A 24,207-nucleotide genomic window follows, 5' to 3' on the forward strand; every position below is an offset into this window, starting at 1 on the left:
ATAAGTTTCAATTGGACATCATAGTTATTGTTTTATAATATCATCAATTTTCATAGTCAGACTGCTACTATATTTTGAGAACTTTGAAACTCATTTTCCTTTAGACCTGTATTTTCTGAGCAATGACCAGATTTCTCAGGTGTTTAACCTCACAGAAAATTCCTTCTCCAGACGAAAAAAAGAAGGAATATGACTACAGCAGTCCATCTGAAGCCCGAAACCTGAAATTCAGATCCGGGAATTTCCTCATTTTCGGAATCAGAAGACGGATCAGAGGACGACTCAGAAACTACGGATTTTTCCGGAGATGCAGAGGAGTTATCTTCCACGACAAGAACTTTGCTTGCTGACCTGTATCCTGCTTTGCTGGCATTTATCATATATCTGCCTGCAGCAGGACAGCTGTAGTTCAGAATGCCTGAGTTGTTGGTAAAACCAATTTCGTTTTCATTAAGAGTGACCAGGGCATTTGCAACAGGTTCAGACATGCAACGAACTCTTAGCTGGCACTTTTCTCCTTCTGCAGGTATCAGGTAATCAATGGAGAGAGGATCTTCGTATCCTTCGAGTTTTATCATGGATAAATCTGTGGACCCATTGCTAATGAGCAGTCTGCTCCCATCAGGACTCCAGCCACTCAGATATTTATCATTCAGAAACCTATAATTGTCACCATCTTCAGTAAGCTGTATTTTTGTTGATCCGTCCGGGCTTGCAACAAAAACAGAATCCGATGCAATAAAACTGATAAAGTCTCCTGAAGGGTGCCATTCATAGTCGGTTATTGCGGATGAGATAAGTTTTTTTCCGGTCCCGTCAGGATTGATTGTATGAAGGTCCGTGCCCTGTGTAAAAGCTATTTTATCTCCTTTCGGGCTCCAGCTGGGTTTGAAGACACAACGCCCTGAAAACTCCTCAAGCACTTGGACATTTTTCCCTGTCGAATCTGTCAGAAACATAGTGACTCCTTCATCGTTTACAGTACTGAAAATAAGGCTTTTTCTATCAGGACTGAAACTAAAAACATCTTCATTTCTGGAAAAAGATTTTGTTGAAAGTTGAAATCTATCCGTTCCATCGACCTTAATTGAATAGAGACTGAAGTTTTCATCAACATAGTATATTCTGCTGTCATCAGGACTCCAGCCAATCACAATTCCGTTATCCAGTCTCTTATTCTCAGTTCCGTTTTCGTTTATAATCCAGAGACCCGTTTCTTCGTCTTCGGTCTGGCCAGTACTATATGCTATTTTTTTGCCATCATTGCTCCAGATTGCAGTCTCTACACGATCAGACGTATCTGTAAGCTTCTGGAGTACATATCCATCCCGATCAATTAAATATAATTGATCATTTAGAGGATCCTTATCCATTATTATAAGGGCTTTTGTGTCCTCCGGATTCCAAATAAAATTAGTTTGCCATTCAAGGTCCAGAATATTTTCCCTAATATTGTCAACTGTTGTATAATTACATTTACCTGCGGTCTTAATCAATGTGTTATCCGGATCAGCAATTACATAAAAGTCCCTTACCGTGAAAATATTAGCAAAAATTCCGATCCTACTCCCATCCGGACTCCATTGACTCCAAGAAAAGGGATAGTATACTCCTCTTATACTGAGGCTTCTTTCCTTCGTATTATTCGGGGTTGATGCCAATTCTCGGATTCCGCTTCCATCTGCATTCAGTACATACACGGCGTAAAGCCTGGTTCCTGTCATGGGGTTGAAAAATGCATCTATCACCAATCTGCTGCCGTCCGGACTCCATGAGCCATAAAACGATGGTTCTTCGTTGACGTTGATTTTGGAAGATTCTACAAGGCTATCAAAATAAGGAGTCACTATTTGTGATATGGGTATAATTTCTTCAACACTCACACTGAAATTTTCGGGTGAAGCTGCAAAACCTGTAGATATACTTGAAATTAGAAGGGTTAAGAATAAGATTATTTTTAGTGTTCCTGGCATACAATCCCCTGCAAATGTAAAGTTTGTTTATTTTTCAACTGATTCTGAATATTATGAAGAAAATTAACAGACTGGTGGGGGATTTTGAAAGATATATCGAGTTATTCAACCAGCATACTCAGAACCGGTAATCTGTATACATTCCCCAACATCGTTCCAGAGCATATTTTAACTCTAAAATTCACATATTATCGACTCTTTATAAGTTTTCTGTCCATAGTCTCTAACAATCAGGATTAAGGAATAGTTACATACCTGAAAGAAAAGCAAAAGACTTTCATCCATATTTTTCTATCAAAGTCTCGTATGAAGGATTTACTCTGTAAATTATACTTCTCCCAATTCTTGTTTCGTCTATGAGACCTGTTTCCTTAAGATTTTTCACATACCAGCTGATCGTAGCCCCGGAAACTCCGATTTCACGTGCAAGAGCCAGGTTTGTATTACAGTTACCGTTCTGTATTTCTGAAATTATTCTTTGATTCGTGGCGTTTTGAAGCGCAGAAACAACTTTTTTTTCTTCTTCACCATAAGTGGAATTATTCTGGAAATATCTTGTTTTCCCGGAATCACTGTAGGCTTCAATTTTGTGATGGGCTTTCAGGATCTTGATGTGATAACGCGCTGCTCCCCTGCCTATTCCTGCATTTTCTATAATTTCACTAAGGTAAGCTCCGGGTCTGGTTTTTATATATTCGTAGATTCTTGCGCGGTTAGAGTTCTCAAAGACATTTGCACGCTCCGTAATCCGGAACCCGAGGATTGCGAAAAGAAACTTTGCAGGAAGGATCAGCATATCTACTACTGACAAGATCTGCATGATAGCCAGCCAGAGTAGAAACTGCCAGTAGACTGTAAAATCCTTTAGTAGTACTACCTCTTCTCCATTAACTGAAGCTCCGACCTGGTCACTTGGAACAGGCTTTACTATATATTCCGTAGCTCCAGCTGTTGCTGTTAACAAAAAAAATAATAAGAAAATGGTAAGCTTTTTTTGAAGCTTAACGCTGGTAAACATTAAAGGTGTAATCTTCAGATCCACTAACCGATTCCCCGTAAACCTTGAACTGCCAGGTTCCCTGTTCCACATATCCCTGAGAGGGATCTATGTTAAGGCGTATCCTGCCATTTACGCTTCCATCATAATTATCATGGTAGGGTTCCAACTTACTTCCCGAGGGTGTAGAGATGCTAAGAGTCAGGGAATCAATCGTATCTCCCCAATTCAAATCCACCTCAAGATAATTTATTCCTGAGCCTACGCCCACGTAGTGTGTTATAGTGTCAAGGGCGGTTAACTTTTTTCCATTTTGGGCGGTTTAGAATTTGCCAACCTTTTAATATAAATTTTACTCAATTTTTCATAAACTTTTAGAAATTACTGGCATATATTTCCTGTTTTTATTCCCTGTTTCTTCCTTTCTTTCAGCCTGTAACTTTCCCCTTTGATGTTAATCGTAGTTGAATGGTGGAGAATCCTATCAAGTACAGCAGCCGCTATTACATGGTCCTTGAATATCTCTCCCCATTCTCCATATGATTTATTTGATGTCAAGATCGTTGAACTCTTTTCATACCGTCTTGAGATCAGCTGAAATAGGCAGTGAGCTCCTTCTTCGTCAAATGGGAGATACCCTATTTCGTCAATTATCAGCACTTTATATTTCATCAAGTCCCTTAGTTTCTTTTCAAGCATTCCTTCTCGATTTGCTATTTTCAACTTCTCGATAAGGTTTCCTGTATTGGTAAAGTAAACCGAAATCCCTGCTTTTGCTACTTCAATCCCAAGAGCGATTGCAAGATGAGACTTTCCAACTCCGGGAGGACCAAGGAAAACGACATTCTCTGAATTATGAACAAATCTCAAGGTTGCAAGGTCTTCGATTGCTTTTTTATCAATGGATTTCTGAAATTCAAAATCGAATTCCTCAAGAGTCTTTTTAACGGGAAAAACTGCACTTTTCATCCTTCTCTCAATTGCAACAGCTTCTCTGTGTTTCTTTTCCTGTTCAAACAAGTAATCAAGGACTTCCATTGTTGTCTTGTTGTCCCTTGCAGCAATTTCAAGGTAGTTATCCAGAAGCTCTTCGATAGAATTAAGTTTCAGGTATTGCAGGTTATTGTGAAGTCTCTCATAGGTGAAGTTGTTCATTCAAAACCACCTTCACTAAATATTTCATAGACATCAAGAGACCTTTTTTCAACTTCGGGATCTGAGAACTTCAACGGGATCTGTGAATCTTTTTTGCATTTTGAGTTCTCTTTAAGAATCTCACTCAGGAGACCCTGGAAATGTTCCTTTTTCCTTGAAACTCTGCAGTTTCCAGGAAGGATTTCATGTTCACAGACTTTCTCATAATCAACATAGACCTCGAATATTCCTTCAAGGATCTGAAGCTCTGCAGTTCTCCCTGCAAACCTGTAAGGAACAGAATACTTATTTCCAAGGAACGAAATATAACAGTCTCTGGAGACCTTTCTGGTCTCCTTATGGACAACTTTGTAAGGAGGAACCTGATCCAGAGGGCTCAGTTTCTCCTCCTTAAAGCGTTCAAGAGGGATTTGATAGGTTGTTCCGTGGACAGTTGAATTTACCCTTTCCAACCATCTGTGAACTTGGGCGTTCAGGTCTTCGAGAGAGGTAAACCTTCTTCCAAGGAAGAAATCCCTCTTGACGAAACCGACTGTATTTTCAATTTTCCCTTTTGTCTGAGGCCTGTAAGGCCTGCATAACCGTGGAATAAAACCAAAGCATTTGAAGAACTCCTCAAACTGTGGGTTCCATTCGGAATCTGATGATTTTAAGGCTCTTTTGATAACAACCTGTTTCATGTTATCATAGAGGATCTCCTGTGTAAATCCTCCAAAGTACTCAAAAGCGTTCAGATGACACTGAATAAGAGTGGGAGTGTCTATGCTCAGTGTAAATTCAACATATCTCATTCTGGAATATCCAAGAATCATGTTGAAGCAAAAGAGTTTCTTTACCTTTCCATCAACCTCAACTGTTCCCATCTCTGCCCAGTCAACCTGAGCCTGTACACCTGGTTTTGTTTCATAGCGGAGTACAGCAGGGACTCCCTGTTTAGGTCGGACTTCTCTTACGAAGTCCTTGACTATGGTTTTTCCTCCATCAAAACCCATTTCTTTGATTTCCCTATAAAGGCGAACAGCAGTATAAGGACCTTCTTTGAGTTTTTCTTGTATGTAAGGTTTGAAAGGATCAAGTTTACTCGGTTTTGGCGGACGTTTCTGAGGTTCTGGGGCAGTTTTCTTTTTAAGATATTTCCTCACAGTTTCCCTAGCATAACCTGTTCTTCTAGAGATCTCACTGATGCTGAAGCCTTGTGAATACAAATCTCGTATCAATAGCCATTCCTCCGTTTTCAGCATTATCTACAATCCTCGAACTTTTCACAAGGATTGAGAATTGGAAGTTTTTAAACCGCCGAAATTGGAAGATTCTTAACCGCCCTTGACATATAGTCTGTCCCTGAGTTATATATTGAGTTGACCGCACAGAGAAAATGACCCGTATCAGATGAATTTTCTACCCAGGGACTAACAATATAATCTATTTCAACAGAAACAAAAGTGCCTTCCATGTTAGAGTTTACTGCATATTCATCTTTAAGCTGAAACTGCAGGAACGACTGTCAGTCCTTATTATGCATTACACATACTTCCCATGTTTTCATAATATCACATAAAAAACCTAAAAAGTCCAGACATATAAGTTTTATGACCATAGTCTCTAACAATCCAGCATTACCGGTCTTTATGAAGGCTTGTTACAAAAAAGATTGATATTCAGAAAAAAGGCATCAAATGATCTACTATCGAAAAAATTTCGTCAAAAAAGAGAGAAAATGAGGATTATTTCCATCCTCCAAGTCCGGATAAAATCGTAAATTTTTTATAGAACTTATGAGAGGCTTTCAGAGGAACTGCTTTCCGGCTCCTGCCCCGGATTTGCACTCATAAACATCGGTTAATTTCATAACGGCAAGGGCTTTTGCAGTGAACCTGTCTCTCATGCTTTTGGCAATCATATACATTTCCTCTCAGTTTTCCCCTCTCAGTTTTCCCCTCTCAGTTTTGATATCAAAAATTCTCCTTTTATCTGGTAGCATTAGATTTTCATCTATATGGCTGTCTGTTCAATCAATGGCAACTATGATGTTTCTTTCCCTCTGGTGGTAGAGGCCTTTATTCATTCATGGATATGGCAGTGTTGTGAATTTGCCGTAAATTCGAAGTCAAATTGTTGTATACTACGAAAGAAACTAATCTGTCAATACTGAATTTTAAAATGAAATGTAAAATTTAGAGATACAATTTCATAATTTAGTGATTTCTCATTTTCTGATTTGTCCTAATATTATCTTATCCCGAAAATAATTCCCCTATTTTTTAATCTTTGAGCCGTCTGTTATTGTATTAAAGATTAAAATGTTAAAAGTTTTTGATATGCGAAATAATTTTAGGACAAAACAAATTTTAATAAACATCAAATAGATTATAATCGATTATATGGCTTCTTTATTGATTTTGAGGCATATACTTATAATAAGATATCAAAAACGTTGTTATAAAAACCAGAATAATAAATCCAATTTTAAACCATCTTTTCATTTTTGGGTTGAATGTTGGAGAAAGCGAAATAATAGGCTTCATAAATGGAACTGAAAAAGCAATGCCTATGGAAATCAAAAATGAAGAAAGTACATGCGCAAAATAAGTATATTGTGGGTAATAAGTCATTATTATTACGCGAGTAGTCAACGAGGTTACATAACAAATAAAAAAAGTAACAAGAGGGTTTAACATAGTCCCTCTCCTTCACATACTTCGCTAGTTGCCCAATTGCATGCCTCATAACTTACAATTAATGTGTTAGAACTGTCTTGCTCAGTCTGCACATTAGGAGGGCATGTCAGTGCAGGCGTAACCAGTATCATACCTACAACAAGCATTATCATGAAAAGCCCGCTTATTTATCTAACTTTGCAGTTTAGTTTCAATTTATCCCACTTCTTCACCTTTATATAAGAGGCAAGAAACAAACTTTAAAATAGCTTTAAAGTGATCTATTTCTCGCCTTCGAGCATGCAGGATTCAGGGCAGGTTTCAAACTCTACCGAATCCTGTAGAACATTCTTACTTTCCAGAAATTCATAATCCTTTAAAAGTTTTATGTGTAAACTCTCAAACAATCAAGCATAAGAGAGGAATACAAATCTGAAATAAGTTAACAAAAAAATAGTTTGAGAAGTACACAGAGACTATAGATAATGTTACTTTCCACCAATCGGTCATCTATGTCTACATTTCAATATTTTGATCGCTCATTTCAGGATGAGCAGACTTAACTATCTGAATTCTGTTTACGCTGCGACCATTTGATTCCTAATACCAGAAATATCAGCAGCATTCCAAGAATTATACTTCCTTTCAAAATAGGAAGAAGAGGATAATCAAGTACAAGGTAGCGTACGAAAATGAAGACACATGCAATTACGTAGAAAACCAGCAATCTCATAGGATCTTTTTGATTTTCTTTACTCACTCCGTATATAATTTTTGATAACAAGCTTCCGATAAATAATAGAATCAAGATCCAAAATGCTTGATCTATATTATAAACCAGAGATGCGTAAAGGTAAACAACATACAGAAATAGTGTAATAATCAGAAGACGCATATTTTTCCGAAATGATGAGAAAATTTTAGTCTCTTCATCTTTATAAGGCTCTCTTGTTTTTTCATCATGAGGCTTTGAACTAAGAATATAGTCTATTATGTAAAAAATAGAATTATTTTCGATTTGTTCCTTTTTTCTATACCAGACCATAAATGAGAAATGGATAGCTGTAATAAAGAGGGCCAGAACAAATACCCCTGACATCCCTAGCGGAACATATCCTTCCCTATTTAGTAGCCCGATTATTAAAAAACTAACAACTAATACTGGGAATGAACGTAATAATTCCTCTTTTACTATATAATCAATCTTCATAACCCAAACACCACTGTACTTTTGAGAATTTTGAGCTTAAACCTATTTACTTCTAAACCTATTTGCTTCTAAACCTGTGTTTATAGAATAATACTGTGTTCTAACTTATTTCTTCCATATTTATGCCCCTTCAATAATTTTTAGGAACAGTTTCTGCAGGTTCATTTCTTCTTCTTCGAACATGGATACGGTACCGCCTGCATTTTTGACGGCCTTTGCAATCTCTGTACGGAGTTTCATTTCAGTATGTACGTACAGAGTCCGATCCCGAATATCAAGAGCTGTCACACCCTCCACATTCTTTACGGCATCTGCAGCGGCAGAAACAGGAATGTCCTGGACCTCAAGCAAATAATGCACGCCTTCCTTTTCCCTGATCATGTCCCGCAGGTCTTCCACGGACCCTACTGCCAGCAGTTTCCCTCTTGCAATTATTGCGATCCTGTCGCAGATCTCCTCTACTTCTGCCATGGAATGCGAACTCAGAAAAACAGTAACTCCTTTGCTTCGGTTCAGGTCTTTTATAAGGTCCCGCATCATCTGAGCTCCAAGGGGATCGATACCGCTTGTCGGTTCATCAAGGAAAAGGACCGAAGGCTCGTTGATCAAAGCCTGGGCAAGCCCGAAACGCTTACGCATCCCTGTGGAAAAACCGCCTGTTTTCTGGTCGACGGCACGGGTAAGGCCCACGGTCTCAAGCAGACTTACAATCCTTTTTTCCCGGATATCGGGTTCGATATTGTAGAGTTTTGCATAAAAGCGAAGGTTCTGTCTTGCAGTGAGGTTGTCATAAAAACCGGCAGGTTCGGGAAGGACTCCTGTCGTTTCCCTTATATTTATTACCTCACGGATGATATCGAAACCTGCAACCTTCCCGCTTCCTTCGCTAGGTTCAAGCAGTCCGATAAGCATTTTCATAGTCGTGGTCTTGCCAGCTCCGTTAGGACCCACAAAACCAAATACTTCTCCCTTTCTTATCTGCAGGTTAAGGTTGTCTACCGCACGGATCTGGTTCTCTTTTCCAAAGACCTTACTCAGGTGAATGGTTTCTATTGCGAATTCATCTGTTTTCCGTGCAATTCTGCTTTGTTCCAATTCCACACCTATAGAGTCTATACCTGTTGATTCTATACTTGCTGATTCTATGCCTGCTGATTCTATGCCTGTTGATTCTATGCCTGTTGATTCCACATTTACCGCCTTCCGAACTTACGTATTACAAAAACAAGCACAAGGACCGCAAAGCCCAGCATTGCTATGCCGAGAAGCCCACTGCTTGATGACTTTTCCACATTCACCTTGATACTTTTCTCCGAGCTCACAAGGTCATCGCTCTTTGCCCGGATGAAAATCTCCTTTGCACCGGAGCCGGCATTAGCATTTGCAGTAATTTCTACAGATATGCTCTTTGACTCGCCTGCTTCCAGTTCGTCTATTGTCCCGAAGCCCTGGATCTGCGTACTGAGCCCGCTAACATCATTGATCTCAAGAGTGACATCTTCTAGGGCATCGTTCCCTCTATTTTCAATGCTGATCCGGACGTCAGAAGAACTGCCGGGGTTCAGGGTTAATTCTTCAGGGTTTGAATCGACTTTAAGCAGTTCCTCATTTTCAAGATCGTTGTTGATGTTCACTTCAAGCTGCCGGGAAACGACCTTGTTTCCGCTTACTGCTGCCACTATAACCGGATAAAGCCCGCTTGTGGCATTCTGGGAAGGCTTGACCTTTACGGTAAAAGCCAGTTCCTCGCCGGCAGAAAGCATAAGGGAAGAAAGCCTTTCCTCCTCATCGTCATCGTTGACAAATTCCGCCCTCCAGCCTTCGGGAAGGCTCAGAACTTCAAGGTCCAGTTTAAGCGGCTGATCATACCGGTTTTTTAAGGAAACCGCAAATTCCGCAGTTGTTTCCGGCCGGATTTCAAACCCCACTATGTTTGAATTCAGCTCTACATACGCACTCAGGTCCTGGTCTCTGGAAAGTTCGGGATTTATGCTTACGCTGATAGGCAAAAGTACACTCCGGTTTCCTTTTTCCGGACACGCTGCCACCAGAACTTCATAATCTCCTTTTGTTGCATTCAGAGGAGGATTTACGAGAATTTCAAACTCCTGACTCTCGCCTGCAGGAACTCCCAGCTTTGTAATCCGGGCCCCATCGGTGGAAAGCAGGTCAACTCCCCACTGTTCTGGTTTCGAAACCAGATAAATCCGAAAATTAGCTCTGCTTTCATACTTATTTTCTACAAAAGCTCCGAAACTGACAGGAATCCCGGGATGGGTCTTTTTTCCCGGGATATCGGAATAAATTTCCAGATTGGACATTGCGGCCCTGTCAATCGTTACCGTAAATTCCCGATATATCTTATCATAATTACGGCGATTTTCTCCATAAGGCTTCAGCCCTATTTTTACAGTATATGCTCCATCTTCTACATTTTCAGGAACCCTTACCTTAAGAGTCAGTTCCCTTTCATCGGCTTCTTCGGGCAGAGTGATCTGGCTGACCTGACTGCCATCGGTATAAACTCCTGCAGTCCAGTTTTCGGGCACTTTCTCTATAAAAAAAGTAACTGAGGTGCTCTCAGAAGTATTGTATCCCTTTTCTACAGTAAAGCTGAACTCCACAAGGTCTCCGGGTCTTGCAACCTTGCCGCTGATATCACTCAGGACTGCAAGACTGGAGAAGTCCGCTCCGGCAGTAAGGGACATGAGAGGAAGTAATACTATCAATAGGATTGGGAAAAGTTTCTTTCCATTCTCAAGCACTTATATCCTCCCTCAAGAATTTCAGATATGCAGCTATAAGAAGAATTAAAGGAGCTATGAACAGGACTACAAGATTTGTCCAGAATTCTTTTAACCACTGAGCCAGCGTGAAACGAATATCCAGAATCCCTTCCATACTATCTCTGCCATATGAACCTCCTCCTGCACCCCATCCAAGACCTGTCTTTCCGGTGCTCAGTTCAGCATAATGGTGCATTGGGGACAAAGCTAAAAGACTATCAGTTATATCCTGGACTCCAGCACTTACTACAGGTTCGAGTGAATAACTTAAAAATGTCAGTATCCAGGAAAACATAATACTCAGAGTTAACCAGATAACGATATTATAGACAAGTGAATCCGTAGCCTCTCGAACATAGATAGAGCAAACAAGTCCTATACCAAGAAACACCAGGGCATAAAGGAAAGTAAGGATGAACCAGACTGCAATTCGGCTTAACTCCATTGCACTTACTTTTGCTCCCAGAAGGAGAATTATTGTGCCCAGGGAAATCCCACTTGAGGCCAGCATTACTACCAGAAGAAGAAGTACGGCTCCAAGCATTTTCCCAAGAATGATTGTGTCCCTGAATACGGGATGTGTTAACAAAACATTCAAAGATGCAGATTTTCTTTCCTTTATTACACTATCAAAACTTAAGGCGATACCTACAAGCGGGCCGAACCATGTCATCATCAATGAAGTACTGTAAAAACCTTCAAGAACTGCTGAGGAAGGTACAGGTATCTGTCCTATCTGGCTATAGAGTTCGGTCTGAAGAACCTCTCTATAAGTGACTGCAAATATTGCTATTATTAAAGTTCCTAGTAAGGAAAGAAAAATAGGACTCCAGAGATGGTCTGCGAATTCTTTCTGGGCTATTACTAAAGCTTTTTCGAAATCACAATTCATTCGTTTTCCCCTCATATGTCTCTTCTGAGAAATGCTACATACGAAACTATAAACATCAGTGAAGGTATGCCTGTCAATACCACCAGATTTGTCCAGTAATCAGCAAACCAGTTCCCAAGCCCTACTCTGGTATCAAAAATTCCTTTTGTTTCTTTGCCTGAAGAAATTCCAAAGCTTCCATAACTTACACGGACTCCAGTTACAGCTTCAGCATAGTAACTTGCAGGAGAAAGTTTTTGCAAGTCTTCACTAATAACCTTGGCTTCATCATTATTATCCAGGTCAACTATCAATTCCCCGGTAATAATAGATGAGGCAGCAGTAACTATAGCTCCAAAGATTAAAATCAGGTTTAGCCACACTACAAGTCCGGAAATAAAAGAGCTTTCCGAACTTTTCGAAATAATTGAAATTATCAGGCTGAAGGCAAAAAAACCTGAAAGGTATAAAAAAGTGAGCAATGAAAAGATGAGGATCCTGTTCAGTTCGGAAAAGCCGACATCTATTCCTGTAAGTATCAGTACAGTACCAATTGAAGCAGTAACCGAAATAAAGACCACAAGAATAAGAGCACCAAGACCTCCAATGATTTTTCCACTGATAATATTATCCCGAAAAACAGGATGTGTCAGTAATGTATTCAACGATTTGGAATTTTTTTCCCTAACGATCGAATCAAAGCCAAGGGCAAGCCCGAGAACGGGAATAAAAAGCGTTATTACCTGAGCAACATCAATGAAACCGAAGCCCCGATTAAAGAGCTCGCACCCTTCTTTTCCCGAAATAACACTCATCGAAAGAACAACAAATGTGAAGATCCCAAGCAACATCCTGAAACCAGGGCTGTACAGGTAATCTGCGAATTCTTTCTGGGCGATGACCCCGATATTTCTCAGGTCTGCCTTCACAGAGAATTCCTCCTGCGGATGAAAAAAAGAAGGAACAGGACTGCAGTAATCCCCCTGAACCCCGAGACCTGAAATTCGGGCCTTGAATCTTCCTCTTTTCCAGAATCAGAAGATGTTTCCGGAACCACGAATTTTTCCGGAGATGCGGAGGAGTTCACCTCCACGATAAGAACTTTGCTTGTGGACCTGTATCCTGTTTTGCTGGCATTTATTACATACCTGCCCGCATCAGGACAGCTGTAGTTAAGGAAACCCGAACTGCTGGTAAAGCCAATTTCTTTTTCATCAAGGGTCAGAAGAGCATCTGTAACAGGTTCCGACATGCAACGAATTCTTAGCTCGCAGTTTTCTCCCTCTATGGGCGTCAAGAAATCAATGGAGAGAGGATCTTCATATCCTTCGAATTTTATTACGGATAAATCTTTGAAGTCGTTTCGAACGAGCAACCGGCTTCCATCAGGACTCCAGCCATTCAGATACCTATCTGCCAGAAACCTATAATCATCACCATCTTCAGTAAGCTGTATTTTTGTTGATCCATCAGGGCTTGCAACAAAAACAGAATCTGATGAAATAAAACTGATGAAGTCTCCTGAAGGATGCCATTCATAGTCGGTTATTGCGGATGCGATAAGGCTTTTTTCGCTTCCATCAGGGTTAATCGTATAAAGGTTATCGTCCTGTGCATGAGCTATTTTATCTCCTTTCGGGCTCCAGCTGGGCTTGAAAATAATATATCCCGGAAATTCTTCAAGCACTTTTGCATTTTTTCCAGTCTGATCGGCCAGAAACATGGTGACTCCTTCATCGTTTACAGTACTGAAAATCAGGTTTTTTCCATCAGGGCTGAAACTAAGTACATCATCAATCCTGGAAAATCCTGTTGAAAGTTGAACCTCATCGGTTCCATCAGCCTTAATTGAATATAGACCGGAGTTTGCATCAACATAGAAGATTCTGCTGTCATCGGGGCTCCAGGCAATTACAATTCCGTTATCCACTAGTCTATTATCCTCTGTTCTGTTTTCATTTATTATCCAGAGACCTGTTTCTTCGTCCTTGTTAGGGCCAGTAATGCTATATGCTATTTTTTTGCCATCATTACTCCAGATTGCAGTCTCTACACGATCAGACGTATCTGTAAGCTTCTGGAGTACATATCCATCCCGATCAATTAAATATAATTGATAATTTAGAGGATCCTTATCCATTATTATAAGGGCTTTTGTGCCCTCTGGATTCCACATTAAATTAGTTTGCCATTCAATATCCAGAATATTTTCCTTTATTTCATCAACTGTTGTATAATTACATTTACCTGCAGTTTTGATCAGCGTTTTATCTGGATTAGCAGTTACATAAAAGTCCCTTACAGCATTAATATTTGCAAAAATTCCGATCCGGTTTCCATCTGGACTCCAGGATGTTTCCTGTGTATCTGGATTTTCCAGGATGTGCAGACCCAGGGATTTTTCTTTCGTGTTGCTTGGAGTTGATGTGAGTTCCCGAATTCCGCTTCCATCTGCGTTCAGCAAATAAATTGCATGAAGGCTGGCTCCACTCTGAGAATTGATAGATGCTTCTACCAGCAATCTGCTGCTGTCCGGACCCCATGAAGCACTAATTATGGGTTGTTCTTTGATACCGGTTTCCGAAGACTCTACAAGGCTGTCAAAATAAGGAGTCACTATTTGTGATATGGGTATAATCTCTTCAATGCTTACATTGAGATTTTCGGATGAAGCTGCAAAACATGTAGATATACTTGAAATTAGAAGGGTTAAGAATAAGATTATTTTTAGTGTTTCTGTCATACAAGTCCCTTGAAAATGTAAAGTTTGTTTATTTTTCAACTGATTCTGAATATTATGACGAAAATTACCTAAGGGGAAGGAATTTTGAAAGATATATCGGGTTATTCAACCAGCATACTCAAAAACCAGTAATCTGCGTACATCCTCCAACATCGTTCCAGAGCATATTTTAACCCTAAAATTCACATATTATCAACTCTTTATAAGTTTTCTGTCCATAGTCTCTAACAATCAACTCTACTAACTCATACGAGAAATTGTTACGAAAAGAAGGACTGGTCAGAAAAAAGGTATCGTAATACTTTTTATTGGAAGAATTTATCAAAAAAGTGAGTTTATCAGGATGTTTGTTTCGCTCCCTGAATCAGGACAAAATAGTAAATGTTTTATAACGCATTTTGAAGCGTTTTAGATTTCTCCTTTCCTCACCTACTCTGACTTAGAAATGAAAAAGTGACTCTTCAACATTTATGCCCCTTCAATAATTTTGAGGAACAGTTTCTGCAGGTTCATTTCTTCTTCTTCGAACATGGATACGGTACCGCCTGCGTTTTTAACGGCCTTTGCAATCTCTGTACGGAGTTTCATCTTAGTATGTACGTACAGAGTCCGATCCCGAATATCAAGAGCTGTCACACCCTCTACATTCTTTACGGCATCTGCAGCTGTGGAGGCAGGAATGTCTTGGACCTCAAGCAAATAATGCACGCCTTCCTTTTCCCTGATCATGTCCCGCAGGTCTTCCACGGACCCTACTGCCAGCAGCTTCCCTCTTGCAATTATTGCAATCCTGTCGCAGATCTCCTCTACTTCTGCCATAGAGTGCGAACTCAGAAAAACAGTAACTCCTTTGCTCCGGTTCAGGTCTTTTATAAGGTCCCGCATCATCTGGGCTCCAAGGGGATCGATGCCGCTGTAGGCTCATCAAGGAAAAGGACCGAAGGCTCATTGATCAAAGCCTGGGCAAGCCCGAAACGTTTTCGCATGCCTGTAGAAAAACCGCCTGTCTTCTGGTCGATGGCACGGCTAAGGCCCACGGTATCAAGCAGGTTCACAATCCGTTTTTCCCGTACATCGGGTTCGATATTGTAGAGTTTTGCATAAAAGCAAAGGTTCTGTCTTGCAGTGAGGTTTCATAAAAACAGGCAGGTTCGGGAAGGACTCCTGTCGTTTTCCTTATGTTGATTACCTCACGGATGATCTCGAAACCTGAAACTTTCCCGCTAATATCGTTCAGGACTGCAAGACGGGAGAAATCCGCTCCAACCGGAAGAGCATAAGAATAAGCAACATGATTAGCATAAGAAGGCTTTTTGCTTTATTTTCAGGCACTTATATCCGTCCTCAAAAATATCATGTATGTAACGATCAGGAAAATTTGTGGTCCTGCAAGTGGGCCTGTAAGGCTCAGCTACTCTACTGTAGCTACTTTAAGTCGTTGATTTTTCTCTCAACTAATAAGAAGAACTATTGTTCCCAAAATTTTACTCCATCTTGAATAAATATCTCTCTTTTTTTCCAAAAATATGTTCATTGTTAAATAGTTTATGTCAAAAGCCCCTATCAATTATGAAATAGAGTGAATATCGATTATTTTTTGCTTTAGAATAATAATAATAAGTGCGAATTGTTAGAGATTTTGGACATAAAAAATATATGCATGTAAAAAAATAGGAATTTATGGAGTTAAACCAGACGCGAAAAAACGATCGAACTCCAACTCCTAAAAGAAGTAAATCTGCATATTTTTAAGATTACTTAATACTTGCAGGTGTTGCGGCTGCCGAAGATCCTGATGCAGGATCAACGTGGAGTACAGCAAAGTCTTTCAGTGCGGTAAGTGGGTACAACTATGTTGATGGAACATTGTATTCAGGTGACAGCGCAGACTACTGGTACAGCAATATCGCTGCTGGTAGTACGGTTGATATATACCTTGATGGCACTTCACTGGACAAAGGAGCAATCGCTAACATGTATGAGGGTAACAGTTTACATAGTTTAATGAGGCATGTACAAGAAGGCATTCGTTCGGGTACTGATACCACTTTGAATACACCACCGGTATATGTTTCGATAACCGAATTATATTCCACTAGCAATCCCGGAGCCTATACTTTTTGTCTATACAAGAATTAAAATCAAATCTTCCATTCTGGTGCAAATACCAGAATGTATTCATTTTTTAACAGATTGTAAGCTAAATTCAGAGTTTTAGATGGGATTCCAAATGTTAAAAAATATGTTAATCTTATTTTTATTATCGCTTTCAGTTATTGTAGGATTAGCAAACCCTGCATCGGAAGATCCAAATATTAACGTTACATCGCTTGATGAAATTCTCCAGATAGAAAAAGGATTCATGACGATTTCAACGGAATGGAGTCCTGATGTGCAATATCTGCTGGTAACTTGCTCCAAATCGGATTCTCCTTCAACTAATATTGTTAAACATTATTTATTAGATACAAATTCCCATACGTTCGGAGAAATTGATTATGGAGTTCATGGCCCGGATACCAACGGCATATTGCAGGCAAAATGGACCCCTTCCGGTGACAAAATATGCTTTGAAGTTTCAGGATATGGACCAACAGGGCCAGGTAATTGTTATATCTTTTGCAACTCAGACGGTACGAATTTAAGGGGTGTAGGGACTAACTATACCGATCTTTCAAAGATATTAGAGAACCGTGGGGATATTGGTTCTCAAAGGAATCTGAAATGGAGTCCTGATTCTAGTAAAATTGCTTTTGAATGGCAAAAACCTGGAAATGCTTCAACTGGGGTATTTATCGCAAATGGAAATGGAACAAATGCCCATGAACTTTCTTCAGCTACATATCCACAACCTGCCTGGTATGACTCTGGCAAGGTCTTTATTGTTACCGATGAAGGAACTGTAGACCTGATCAATGAGAGCAGTGATTTGATTGATACTTTCCAGCCTGAGGACAAAGATGAAAAATATTGGGGATTTTCGCTCAGTCCTGACAGAAAAAAAATACTCTTAGTTTCAGGGCTACCGGATAGCTTCGATTTACATACGTATATCTCTGATACTGATGGTTCAAACTTAAAAGGAAACGTTTCTTTTTATGATGGAGACAATCCAGAAGATACCAACATCTTGACAAAAGAATATTGGCAGCCAAATGGTTCTCTTTTGCTGGTAAATCAGAACAGGAATCTGTATATTGTAGAAGGAAATGAAAACAACAAGCGTCTTTTGTATGAAGGCAATGCCAGTGAACCCCAGTGGTTCCCTGATGGGAAGAAAATATTATTCGTTGAAAACAAAAACAAGCTGTATTCAATTGATATTGATGGGACCAATCTGTCCTTTATCACTAATTTCGGGCCGACACCATCTCATTCCTGGTATAATTCAGACAAAATCGATCGTTTTTCAATTTATTCAATAAGTCCATCCGGTGATGTTATTGTATTTGCTTCTGCCCTTAACCCAGATACAGGAAAATTTTATAAAAATGAAACTGATAAAATTCTTGAAAGTGAGAATGACTCATCTAAATATTCAAGCATTGCTGCCCCTTTGTTTATTGTTAATTGCAATGGTTCTAGTCTCACTCAGGTGACACCCACAACAAAGGGTAGATTCGATATGCTCCGAAGGTGGAGACCTGATGGAAAACAATTTACGATTGAGTCTTATTCCCTTTATAGAACTGATTGGGAAGACTCTCTGGTCGATTTAAACAATCAAAACTCTTCTTCTATGTGGACTAATATGACTGTAACGAAAATTATAGAAAGAGAGGACCCTGCTACTGTCGGTAAAGCTCAAAATAGTGAGTCCAACTCTATAAACACATCACAGGTTACTGAGAATAAGGAAACAACTAATAAATCTCCTTCATTTATGTTTTTACAACTGTTTGTTTGCATAATGGGAGTCTGGTTACTGCATAAAGCCCGGGAGCAATGATATTGTGGACAAAAACAGCGTTTTAACAATTGCGCAAAAAGAATTCTCAGACAAGTTGTATGAACCCAGTTTTATTATACTGCTAGCTATCTTTACGGGCACTGTATTTGCATATTTGCAAAACCGTGCAGGTGGAGATAATTTTGGAGACGTTGTCCAAGTTATTGCAGTATTTTTTCCATTAATGGGAATAGCCCTTGGGTATGACGGAATAATTAAAGAAAAAAATAGCAAAAGCCTCAATGTTTTATTGACACAACCGGTTTTCAGGGATAATATTATTACAGGCAAATTTCTGGGGATTTCAATGACCCTTGCTCTTGTAGTATTTTTTTCCCTTACGATAATTGCAGCTTCGGATTTCCTAATTTCTGGAAAAATAGCTGAGTTTGATTCCCTCTTACGGCTGTTTATTTTTGGGATATTTACCTTTCTTTATCTTTTACTTTTTGCCACATTTGGGCTTTTTACTTCAGTCTGGTGTAAAACAGAAATTGAATCCCTTACCTTTGGAGTTTTTGTCTGGATCAATATGTGTTTCGCCCTTGGACCCACTATAATAATGCTGGCATCTTTCGCGTCAGGTCAAACACTGTTTGATATGACAAAAGAATTTGCTTCTACAGCATCCTTATTTTATAATATCTCACCTTTGCATCATTTTGCTGAGGTAATTGTTGGAGCCCAAGATTTGAGTTTTTATGGAGGGTTCAATGTTCAGTCTGACGTACATGGATTTCTGGACACTCAGTATACATTACCTTATCTGCTTGGATTTTATTGGCAAAACGCGATAATTTTGTTAATTCTCCCATTTCTGTTTCTTGCGGCTTCATACATTTCATTTTTGAGAGATGATATTTAAGGAGGGAAAATTGTGGAAAAGATCTCAAATATCGAAGTAATAGCCCAAAAAGAATTTACTGACCATCTAAAAAGTCCTGTATTCCTTTTATTTACAGCCACTTTCATGCTGGTTGTCATTACCTGGTCGTATGTACAGGGGACGGAAGTTGAATATACTTTGAATGTTCTTGGCAGTCCTGACTTAATGAGAGGGTTTGAAGGAGTAGCAGAGGTTGTCGGCCGTTTTGCGCCAGTTATGGGTATAGTACTGGGTTTTGATGCAATTGTCAAAGAAATAAAATCCAGCTCTATGAATGTTTTACTGACACATCCTGTTTTCAGAGATAATATAATTCTTGGCAAAATCCTGGGATCAGGCTTGTGTATCTTGCTGGTGCTCTTCTTTTCCATCAATCTGGCAACCGGAGTCATGCTCATGGCTTCTGGTCTCCCAGTTACTATGCAACAAATCATAAGGATTGAGATATTCGTGATTTTGACTTTTTTTTATTCTTTAATCTTCCTTGCAATCTCTATAATGATTTCGACAATAGCAAAAAAATCAAATAATTCCCTTATGTTCAACCTTATTTTCTGGCTTATCATAACGATATTGCTTGCCAAGTTAATCTTTGTTGTAAGTTATGCTTTTTCTGAAGATCTTAATACAGCAAATGGCCAGACTCAGATCATCAAGAACTTCTTACCTGATTATCATTTTACTTCAACTGCTGTGGGAATCAAAAGTACTGATACAGGAATGACTTCTGGAATAGGAGGGATATTTGATACCCGCTATACACTGGGAGCCTGGGCATGGGAATTCTGGCCCAACCTGGCCTATCTTTTTGTGCTGCCATTCATCTTGCTTATAGGCTCAGTACTCGCATTTATGAAAAAGGACATAACGTACTGAAAAAAATGTTTCCACAGAGGAAGCTTTTGATTTAATGGTATAGACATTAGTATCATTTTCATTCTGGTGCTATACCAGAATAGTTATTTTTTAAGTCTCAAATGATGTTCAAAATATAGATGAAAAGGCAATGTCGCGAATTTGATGTAAATTCTAAGTCAACTTTTTGTGTACTGTGTGTAATTTTATTCTTCCGATATGCAAATCCCGATAAACAGGATTTATACTGTATATCGTACTCCTGCCTGCTTTATCTTCTTCAATAAGGCCTGAATCCTTTTATTTTGTCATATGCAAGTTCATTGAAGCTCTGGAAATTCTTATTTTTCGGGAAGATTGTTGTTAGTATTGCATCCTTTATACAAGAGATTCTGGCTTACCTGAATGCGTCGGAATAAGCCCCTGCTGTCCGGGTTCGACAGGAATTAAGGGTTTGATTCACCTGGATTCCATAAATGGACCATGATTTCTCTGGGGAGTTCACAATAATGGAGTAATACTATCGATTGCTCTCAGAGAAGGACAAAACTTCTGATCGAATTCTGTGTTTTGTCTGTCATCTACTCACTTCACAAAGTAATATCCTTCCTGAGAAATGCAATGAAATCTATTACGAATAGTATAACCGGAGTCATTATCAGCACTACAATGTTCATCCAGAATTCTCTTAAACATTGAGTGAGAGTATATTCAGTATCAAAAATCCCTCTTATGGTTGGTTCTACGTTAACTCCCATAAAACTCAAATCAGCTCTTCCAGTCACAGCTTCTGCATAGTGATGCAGTGGTGATATATTCAAAAGTTGTGTGATCAATAAATCTTCATTCGATGTTTGACCTGTCAATATGGCAACAACTGTCTTGATAATTGCACCAAGTAATATGCAGATAAAGATCCATACAATAATGTTGCAGGTTAGTGAATCAGTGGAGTTTTTTACTATCGTGGAGATTAAAACTGCAATTCCCAAAAATGTCACTGCATAGAAAAATGTGAAAATAGTGAACACAGCTATTCTGATTAGTTCCGTATATCCGATCTCGACTCCATAGAAGATCAAGAGTGTTCCTACAGATACAAAAACCGAAAATACGATTATAGCAGCTACCAATAACGTTGATCCGAGTAATTTCCCTGCGAGAATATTATCTCTGAATAGTGGATGAGTTAGCAACACATTCAGTGATCCAGATTTCTGTTCTCTGACAACTGCATCGAATCCCAGAGCTATGCCAACCAATGGAGTAAATTGGGATATCATTTTGACATGAATGCTACTTAAGAGAACTGAATTGTTACCATACGCCATGGAACCGACCATCACGGAACCAAGCATATACGTAGAGGCAAATACTATTACTGTATATGTCGCAAGCAACACCAAAAATCCATCATCTTGAAGATGGTCAGCAGCCTCTTTTTGAGCAAGCACAAGTACATTATTATTTTTCATTCGAGTTACCCCATGTCCTTTGATACATCCTGGCGCAAAAACATTATAAATGCTATTATAATTAAAAAAATAGGAGTAATAATTAAAATTAGAACATTTATCCAGAGTTCATTCCACCACTGCTTCAGCGTATATTCCATGTCAAATATCCCTCGCACGCTTGATCTCTCACTTGAAACACCTAACAAACTCAAACCAGACACACCACTTACCGCCATAGCATAATTATGTTCTGGTGACAATTTTTGAATATCTGCATTCAGTTCTAAAAAACGTTCATTATCATCTAAATCAGTGGGTTTATGCCCAGTTATAATAGAAGCGGTGGTAGTACTAATCATACCAAATACAATACATAATATAACCCAGATCGCTATGTTGTATACCAGTGATTTTGTTGCATTTTTTGTCACAATAGAACTAAGTATACCAAGTGACAAAAATATTGATAGATATAAGTATGTAAGAATTGCAAAGATTACCAATCGGTTTAGAATTGGTGAACTTAACTCGGTTCCTGATGCCAAAAGTATTGTTCCGAGAACTGTGAAAATTGATATAAATACTACCAGAACTAGTGTAATCATTGCTCCAAGTGTTTTTCCAGCAATGATATTATCCCTATATATTGGATGCGTCAGAAGCACATTCAAAGATCCGGACTCCCTCTCTTTGCTAATTGCATCGAAACCAAGTGCAATTCCCATAAACGGCAAGAAGAGGGAAACAATTTGAGAGATATCAAGATAACCTCTGGATATGGCATTCCCTTCTGGCCCAATTCCAGAACCATAACTTAAAGAAAAAACAATAATTGTGAATACAAACATAAGTATTGCGAACCCTGGGCTCCATATATTGTCTGCAAATTCTTTCTGGGCAATCACAAACATATTCCGATATTTTTCCACAATTGACCCTCACATTATTTTTCCATATGTATGCAGACGAATACAATTAATACGCCCATTAATGCAATAATTGCAGGAAATCCAGGTAGTTCAGAAGTATTTGCAGTGGCATCTTCAGTAGTATCTATTTTTGAATGTTCATCCATATCTTTTTTGATTATCGCCGTTTCGGATGCAGTACTGTTTGTGTAATTTTTGGCAGATATTTGTGTGTGGGTACCTTGTTCATGTATTTCGAAAATAATATTATCTACAGCAACGAAGCGTCCGGATGGGTCCAAACTGAGCCTATCAAAATTCTTCGATGGTAGTGGTATGTCCCAAGTATCATGTGTGCTGGTGTTTAGTACTGATAACTTATAATCCGTAGCAAATAGCACATCTGCGCCTTCCCAGGTGTAATAGGGCACATTCTCAATTGTCAATCTGTCTGATTCGTTGAGCAAAAACAGGTCATACGTTCTTATATAAGGTGGAGTCGTGGAGTTGGGATTAAGGCTGGTTGCTGATATATAACCGTTAGGGGCTACCATCCCATCAATTATTTTATCCTTCTTGATCAGTTTTTTCATCTTGCCGGTTATTGAGAGAGAGTATAGTGCACAAGAATCATCAGAACATTTTTTAACTAAAATCTTTTCACTGTCCGGGTACCATTGTATCACCCTTGACGAACCCGAAGTAAAAGTTGTGATTTTTACAGGCTTCTCCAGGTCTTCATCCGCAACATATATATCGTAACTGACATCGTCAACTTTTTCTGATGTTTTAATCTCATAGAAAATTAATCTTTTACTATCCGTACTCCATTTTTCGCCATACATTCCAACATACTTTGCAGAATAGATCTGATTAAATTCTCCATTTTCAATATCTAAAGCGATAATATCCTGACCGTTTTTTAAAAATACGATTTTCTTACCATCCGGAGACCATTCCATATCAGTTATTTCTGCGTCATCACCCGAGATGCTAAAATTTAACTCATTTTTTTCATCCAGATCGTAAATGACAATTTCTCCAGGTACGAGTGCAGCAAATTTATTTTCTATTGGGGACCATTTGAAGTTAGCTAAGTCAGATTCTAAACCTGTTACTTTTGGATCTAATTCTACCTTTTGAATAAGGTTTAGATCTTTTGACATAACATAAAGATTGACAGATTTTATCTTATACATTCTTCCTTTTACCCACTCCACATATGCAAAATAATCGCCAGATTGGCTCCATAAAGGTGGATTAATTGTTATTCCACCGCGACTGGAAATAAATTCTGCCCATGCAATACGCTTTATTCCGGAACCGTCCGTATTTGCTGCATAGAGTGCACCTACACAGCCATATAAATCAGGTTTCCCTTTCGGATATACATTGACAACTACATTAATCAGCATATGACTGCCGTCAGGGCTCCAGATTATATCAAAAACGGGTTTATTTCCGATCTCAAGGCGGTTCGTGTCGACAAGACCAATGATGTTTTTGCCCACTGTCTGATTCAAGTCAGACACTACGCTTACATTCGTCTGGTTTAAGCTATCGCTTGCGGAAACTGGTTGAAAAGATATGCAAACCAGAGCAATGAACATCAGTGTTAATGGGATCTGCTTATTGAACATTTCACTTTCCTCCATTGACATAGGTTAAGGATTCCGCTTGCCTGTATGCTATCGATTTTGGAACAGAGATTAATTCGTAATTTCTGGCACAACATCTAAATCGATACCTTATTCCATTCT

20 protein-coding genes are annotated in these 24,207 nt (G+C 39.1%); 4 read left to right on the top strand and 16 right to left on the bottom strand.

Annotation, left to right across the window (positions count from 1 at the left end):
• Positions 1-149: 149 nt before the first annotated feature.
• The 13 genes from MA_RS07945 to MA_RS28515 form a co-directional block, all read right to left on the bottom strand.
• Positions 150-1,973, bottom strand: coding sequence for a TolB family protein (locus MA_RS07945; protein WP_157860132.1), 1,824 nt, complete (start codon positions 1,971-1,973; stop codon positions 150-152).
• 277 nt (positions 1,974-2,250) lie between these two features.
• A complete protein-coding gene (locus tag MA_RS07955; RefSeq protein WP_011021545.1) occupies positions 2,251-2,991 on the bottom strand; it encodes a winged helix-turn-helix transcriptional regulator in 741 nt (246 codons plus the stop codon).
• The gene (locus MA_RS07960) at positions 2,975-3,241 is read right to left on the bottom strand and encodes a hypothetical protein (RefSeq protein WP_011021546.1); all 267 of its coding nucleotides are present in this window, start codon (positions 3,239-3,241) and stop codon (positions 2,975-2,977) included. Before MA_RS07960 ends, MA_RS07955 begins: the two co-directional genes overlap by 17 nt.
• 110 nt (positions 3,242-3,351) lie before the next feature.
• Positions 3,352-4,125, bottom strand: coding sequence for an IS21-like element ISMac3 family helper ATPase IstB (gene istB, locus MA_RS07965; protein WP_011020063.1), 774 nt, complete (start codon positions 4,123-4,125; stop codon positions 3,352-3,354).
• Complete coding sequence (istA, locus tag MA_RS07970) at positions 4,122-5,366, bottom strand: IS21-like element ISMac3 family transposase (RefSeq protein ID WP_011020064.1); 1,245 nt, start codon at positions 5,364-5,366, stop codon at positions 4,122-4,124. The genes istB and istA overlap by 4 nt, the downstream gene beginning before the upstream one ends.
• A gap of 1,975 nt (positions 5,367-7,341) precedes the next feature.
• Positions 7,342-7,992: a hypothetical protein gene (locus MA_RS07980; RefSeq protein WP_011021547.1), complete on the bottom strand. Its 651-nt coding sequence runs from the start codon at positions 7,990-7,992 to the stop codon at positions 7,342-7,344.
• 120 nt (positions 7,993-8,112) lie between these two features.
• Positions 8,113-9,183, bottom strand: coding sequence for an ABC transporter ATP-binding protein (locus tag MA_RS07985; protein ID WP_011021548.1), 1,071 nt, complete (start codon positions 9,181-9,183; stop codon positions 8,113-8,115).
• A 2-nt stretch (positions 9,184-9,185) separates the two neighbouring features.
• A complete protein-coding gene (locus tag MA_RS07990; RefSeq protein WP_011021549.1) occupies positions 9,186-10,757 on the bottom strand; it encodes a COG1470 family protein in 1,572 nt (523 codons plus the stop codon).
• Complete coding sequence (locus tag MA_RS07995) at positions 10,750-11,670, bottom strand: ABC transporter permease (RefSeq protein ID WP_048066232.1); 921 nt, start codon at positions 11,668-11,670, stop codon at positions 10,750-10,752. Before MA_RS07995 ends, MA_RS07990 begins: the two co-directional genes overlap by 8 nt.
• Positions 11,671-11,681: 11 nt before the next feature.
• Positions 11,682-12,578 (bottom strand): ABC transporter permease, encoded by an 897-nt coding sequence (locus MA_RS08000; protein WP_011021551.1) that lies wholly within the window; start codon positions 12,576-12,578, stop codon positions 11,682-11,684.
• Positions 12,575-14,392, bottom strand: coding sequence for a TolB family protein (locus MA_RS08005; RefSeq protein WP_048065148.1), 1,818 nt, complete (start codon positions 14,390-14,392; stop codon positions 12,575-12,577). The genes MA_RS08000 and MA_RS08005 overlap by 4 nt, the downstream gene beginning before the upstream one ends.
• A 468-nt stretch (positions 14,393-14,860) precedes the next feature.
• Positions 14,861-15,280 carry a hypothetical protein gene (locus MA_RS28510; protein WP_226990795.1) on the bottom strand — a complete coding sequence of 140 codons (420 nt, stop codon included), beginning with the start codon at positions 15,278-15,280 and terminating at the stop codon, positions 14,861-14,863.
• Positions 15,277-15,477: an ATP-binding cassette domain-containing protein gene (locus MA_RS28515; RefSeq protein ID WP_226990851.1), complete on the bottom strand. Its 201-nt coding sequence runs from the start codon at positions 15,475-15,477 to the stop codon at positions 15,277-15,279. The genes MA_RS28510 and MA_RS28515 overlap by 4 nt, the downstream gene beginning before the upstream one ends.
• Before the next feature lie 781 nt (positions 15,478-16,258).
• On the opposite strand from MA_RS28515, the gene MA_RS26695 reads away from it, so the two are divergent.
• From MA_RS26695 to MA_RS08025, 4 genes are all read left to right on the top strand, one after another.
• Positions 16,259-16,531, top strand: a complete 273-nt coding sequence (locus MA_RS26695; RefSeq protein WP_011021553.1) for a hypothetical protein — start codon at positions 16,259-16,261, stop codon at positions 16,529-16,531.
• A gap of 91 nt (positions 16,532-16,622) precedes the next feature.
• Positions 16,623-18,341 (top strand): TolB family protein, encoded by a 1,719-nt coding sequence (locus MA_RS08015; RefSeq protein ID WP_048066233.1) that lies wholly within the window; start codon positions 16,623-16,625, stop codon positions 18,339-18,341.
• Between the two features lie 4 nt (positions 18,342-18,345).
• The gene (locus MA_RS08020) at positions 18,346-19,206 is read left to right on the top strand and encodes an ABC transporter permease (protein WP_011021555.1); all 861 of its coding nucleotides are present in this window, start codon (positions 18,346-18,348) and stop codon (positions 19,204-19,206) included.
• Positions 19,207-19,218: 12 nt separating this feature from the next.
• Positions 19,219-20,103, top strand: coding sequence for an ABC transporter permease (locus MA_RS08025; RefSeq protein ID WP_011021556.1), 885 nt, complete (start codon positions 19,219-19,221; stop codon positions 20,101-20,103).
• A 569-nt stretch (positions 20,104-20,672) separates the two neighbouring features.
• Here MA_RS08025 and MA_RS08030 read toward each other — a convergent pair.
• Genes MA_RS08030 through MA_RS08040 form a run of 3 tightly spaced genes read right to left on the bottom strand, consistent with a single transcriptional unit; the run spans position 20,673 to position 24,087 of the window.
• On the bottom strand, positions 20,673-21,557 hold the full coding sequence (locus MA_RS08030) for an ABC transporter permease (RefSeq protein ID WP_011021557.1): 885 nt from the start codon (positions 21,555-21,557) through the stop codon (positions 20,673-20,675).
• Positions 21,558-21,562: 5 nt separating this feature from the next.
• Entirely contained in the window at positions 21,563-22,468 is a 906-nt protein-coding gene (locus MA_RS08035; RefSeq protein WP_011021558.1) for an ABC transporter permease, read from the bottom strand.
• A gap of 14 nt (positions 22,469-22,482) precedes the next feature.
• Positions 22,483-24,087 carry a TolB family protein gene (locus MA_RS08040; protein WP_048066234.1) on the bottom strand — a complete coding sequence of 535 codons (1,605 nt, stop codon included), beginning with the start codon at positions 24,085-24,087 and terminating at the stop codon, positions 22,483-22,485.
• Positions 24,088-24,207 lie beyond the last annotated feature (120 nt).

The sequence above is a fragment of the Methanosarcina acetivorans C2A genome, assembly GCF_000007345.1.
Taxonomy (GTDB): domain Archaea; phylum Halobacteriota; class Methanosarcinia; order Methanosarcinales; family Methanosarcinaceae; genus Methanosarcina; species Methanosarcina acetivorans.

Bases quoted from the DNA above. Each gene is read 5' to 3' on its own strand.
- MA_RS28510 (WP_226990795.1), bottom strand. From the start codon at position 15,280: ATGATGCGGGACCTTATAAAAGACCTGAACCGGAGCAAAGGAGTTACT.
- MA_RS08005 (WP_048065148.1), bottom strand. From the start codon at position 14,392: ATGACAGAAACACTAAAAATAATCTTATTCTTAACCCTTCTAATTTCA.
- istB (WP_011020063.1), bottom strand. From the start codon at position 4,125: ATGAACAACTTCACCTATGAGAGACTTCACAATAACCTGCAATACCTG.
- MA_RS08030 (WP_011021557.1), bottom strand. From the start codon at position 21,557: ATGAAAAATAATAATGTACTTGTGCTTGCTCAAAAAGAGGCTGCTGAC.
- MA_RS08040 (WP_048066234.1), bottom strand. From the start codon at position 24,087: ATGTTCAATAAGCAGATCCCATTAACACTGATGTTCATTGCTCTGGTT.
- MA_RS08015 (WP_048066233.1), top strand. From the start codon at position 16,623: ATGTTAAAAAATATGTTAATCTTATTTTTATTATCGCTTTCAGTTATT.
- MA_RS07945 (WP_157860132.1), bottom strand. From the start codon at position 1,973: ATGCCAGGAACACTAAAAATAATCTTATTCTTAACCCTTCTAATTTCA.
- MA_RS07995 (WP_048066232.1), bottom strand. From the start codon at position 11,670: ATGAATTGTGATTTCGAAAAAGCTTTAGTAATAGCCCAGAAAGAATTC.
- MA_RS07980 (WP_011021547.1), bottom strand. From the start codon at position 7,992: ATGAAGATTGATTATATAGTAAAAGAGGAATTATTACGTTCATTCCCA.
- MA_RS07955 (WP_011021545.1), bottom strand. From the start codon at position 2,991: ATGTTTACCAGCGTTAAGCTTCAAAAAAAGCTTACCATTTTCTTATTA.
- istA (WP_011020064.1), bottom strand. From the start codon at position 5,366: ATGCTGAAAACGGAGGAATGGCTATTGATACGAGATTTGTATTCACAA.